Below are 2,864 nucleotides of genomic sequence, written 5' to 3'. Positions count from 1 at the left end.
GAGTTGTGTACTAAGTTTGGGATATTTACAAAATTGATCTTCTACCCCATTTTGTTCTTGAGTATAAATAGCTGCTTTATTGCCTTTTAATTCCTTAGTTTTTAATATCTTTTCATCTGGCGAATATTCAGGCGGATTTCCACACCCTAATGAAATTTGCCTACCATATTTTCGTTCTTTTTTTGTACAAAATTTAAATTATTAATCATTTTTAAACGAACATCATTCGATAAATCATTTTTTACTAATGGATAATAATGGACTTCCCAGTGATTCATCGCCATAATAAATTCTTTTAATGTATTTTTTGCATTTTCTAAATTCATTTAGTTCTCCTATTTGTTAAATATTTTACTCAACACAATCTTTCCATTTTTCACCTCTAACATAAGCTATTAGTTCATCTGGATTTTGTGGTTCATCAGGAATTTTCAAAATTGAACCATAGCTACAATAACCAATAATTGATGTTTCTATATCACTTAAATAATCAAAAGCAACCGCGGGTATATCATTGTAATCCAAATCAGATAAGTTATCTTTTATATACACAAATGTAAAATTATATATCTTTTTTCTATTCCATTTAAATTGGATTAGTTTTTCGAAAAATTCATCCATTAATTTCTCTGAGTTATCATTCAGATTCCATGATCGCATTATTCTTTTTAAATCTGTAAATGCTTCTTTTTCATCAATAATAAGTTTCGCCATTTATAAGTTAATTCCATTCAATTCGATTAAGTAGCTTTTGATATTCACCAAATTTCATATCATTGGCGGGATAAGTAGCGATGTGCCCTGTGGGTTATAATAATAGTGTAACAGTATGCTCTAGGTATCGTTTTTTTTAATTAGCCGCTAATCTTTGTTATTATTAAATAATTAGTGAATTAATTAATGGATGAGCAAAAGAATTAGAGTAATTTTGCCAAATTTATATTTATGTTCTAAATGTATCATTATTTCGATAATAATTTATTTCATCAATTAGCCATTTATTATCATGCTCAAAGTCTGATTTATTTTGGGTTACATAGTCTAAAGAACCAACCAGCATCCATCCTCTTAAATTTAATCCTTTAACAGCAAGAGGCATTTCCATATCTTCTTCATCAAGATATATCTCATCATCATCTAAATTTTGAATGTAATCCCATGGAATATAATAAAACTCTGTATATTCTGGATTACTATTCCACGAATTTAAATTTGCATAAATCCATTCCCCTTGGTCTAGAAGATTAAGGTTCTTTATTAATTCATATATAGATTTAAAGCTATTCATTGGTATCCTCAAATTTCACTACAATACGAACCACCGCCCCATGAGTTCTTTCCTTCATAAGCCTTTAAGGTGATAATCAAGATATCTAGAGTTATGATCTTTCTTGCCAACTAACTGCAATAAACCACCGACTCTTTCATGATGGTACCATGTAGTTGACCAATCAATCCCAGTCAGTGCTTTTCCTAGGAAAACACCATTTTACCGGATAAAACTATCTCCAAAATTCCTGGATATTTACTTTCAATAGAAGCCTTAAGTTGAAAATCGTTTTATACATATCTTCTGGTAAACTCCCCCACCACAGATCAATTCAAACCACCCCATTAAACGCATACTGATACAGATTAACCCCCTTACAGCAACCCAATCGGATCTAGCTGGGTAAATCAGCCTATATCCGGAGCATAATACTTGAAAGTATTGTAATGTAAACTGGTTTTCCTGTCTAAATATTGTCCCTGATATCTGAGGTTTTGCTCTACTGATTCGTGTTCGATTTCATGAATCAGTTTTTCCCCATAGCTGAAAGCTGCATTCCCACAGTATTTCGCCGTTTGCATCGGTTAGTTCTTCCGGTACTTTCTAGTATTAATGAATAGCCTTTTATTTTGTTAAATATTTATTGACTAAACATTTTTCTTAATAAATTATGATAATAACACCCCTGAATACCAATTCAAGACGTATAAAGATTTAGATCTAATATTGTTTAGAGCTTACTTATTTGTATTTTCATCTTTTCTAAGATTTTTTCTAAATTCATCTAGTCCTTCCGAACTCAAATCTTTAATATAGATTAATGTCGCTATGCCAGTTTTATTATTTACTTCTTTTAGCCATTCACAAAAATTATCAAATATAATATCGTCACATTCCTCTTGATATAAAAATCCAGTTTCTGTATGTGAGATCTCTAATTCCTCTAAAGCATCAATAAATTCCTTTTTATTTTTAATGAGCCAACTCATAGGTAGTTTAGTCATAATATCCATTAGCTTTAGTTCATCGTCATAATCTAAATAGGTTGGTTTATTTTTCAAAAAATTGTATAGTATATTCTCGTTCATAAATTAATATCCTGATCCATCTAATAAAATCTGAGCCCCATTATTGTCACTACGAAAAGGTTCCCATATTACATCAGTTCTATGATTCTGCTTATTTAAGGTTTGGTAATACAAGCCATTAGACCATTTGCTAAGTTAGATGTTAGCCATTTGGCTTCCGCGGAAAAATCCGTGCCATGTCCATATATTTGATATCCATCACCCTTATACTTAAATCTAGCTCTTGAAAAAAGATTAGGCTCAGTGTAACTATTCCCTAAAATAGTACAGCAAAAAAGTAGAAAATTCTCTATGATAAAAGAAAAGGGGATTTAATTATGAAAAAAATGACTGAACATCAAATCGTCGCTATTTTAAAAGAAGCTGAAGCAGGTATTCCGGTTAAAGAACTGTGCCGTAAATATGGCATGGGTAATTCAACTTTCTATAAATGGCGAGAAAAATACGGCGGAATGGAAACTTCGGATATCAAACGCTTAAAGGAGCTGGAGGCTGAAAACCGCAAG

General features: G+C 31.1%; 7 protein-coding genes. 1 reads left to right on the top strand and 6 read right to left on the bottom strand.

Features of this window, described 5'->3' with window-relative positions:
• The 6 genes from B9N71_RS13650 to B9N71_RS12105 all read right to left on the bottom strand — a co-directional run.
• On the bottom strand, positions 1-156 hold a 156-nt coding region (locus B9N71_RS13650), incomplete at its 3' end, for an NTF2 fold immunity protein (protein WP_208610513.1).
• The gene (locus B9N71_RS12125) at positions 147-326 is read right to left on the bottom strand and encodes a hypothetical protein (RefSeq protein WP_065609568.1); all 180 of its coding nucleotides are present in this window, start codon (positions 324-326) and stop codon (positions 147-149) included. The genes B9N71_RS12125 and B9N71_RS13650, both read right to left, overlap by 10 nt.
• Positions 327-351: 25 nt before the next feature.
• Complete coding sequence (locus tag B9N71_RS12120) at positions 352-714, bottom strand: hypothetical protein (RefSeq protein WP_065609570.1); 363 nt, start codon at positions 712-714, stop codon at positions 352-354.
• Positions 715-943: 229 nt separating this feature from the next.
• Complete coding sequence (locus tag B9N71_RS12115; protein WP_065609572.1) at positions 944-1,288, bottom strand: hypothetical protein; 345 nt, start codon at positions 1,286-1,288, stop codon at positions 944-946.
• Positions 1,289-1,677: 389 nt separating this feature from the next.
• The gene (locus B9N71_RS13645; RefSeq protein WP_202983978.1) at positions 1,678-1,851 is read right to left on the bottom strand and encodes an RHS repeat-associated core domain-containing protein; all 174 of its coding nucleotides are present in this window, start codon (positions 1,849-1,851) and stop codon (positions 1,678-1,680) included.
• Between the two features lie 156 nt (positions 1,852-2,007).
• Positions 2,008-2,358 carry a hypothetical protein gene (locus B9N71_RS12105; RefSeq protein ID WP_085166089.1) on the bottom strand — a complete coding sequence of 117 codons (351 nt, stop codon included), beginning with the start codon at positions 2,356-2,358 and terminating at the stop codon, positions 2,008-2,010.
• A gap of 317 nt (positions 2,359-2,675) precedes the next feature.
• On the opposite strand from B9N71_RS12105, the gene B9N71_RS12100 reads away from it, so the two are divergent.
• The coding region (locus tag B9N71_RS12100; RefSeq protein WP_065607385.1) for a transposase at positions 2,676-2,864 on the top strand (189 nt) is incomplete at its 3' end.

It is taken from the genome of Gilliamella bombi, assembly GCF_900103255.1.
GTDB classification, from domain to species: Bacteria; Pseudomonadota; Gammaproteobacteria; order Enterobacterales; family Orbaceae; genus Gilliamella; species Gilliamella bombi.
The sequence above is the reverse complement of the archived record's forward strand: the minus strand, read 5'-3'. Positions and strand labels throughout refer to the sequence as shown.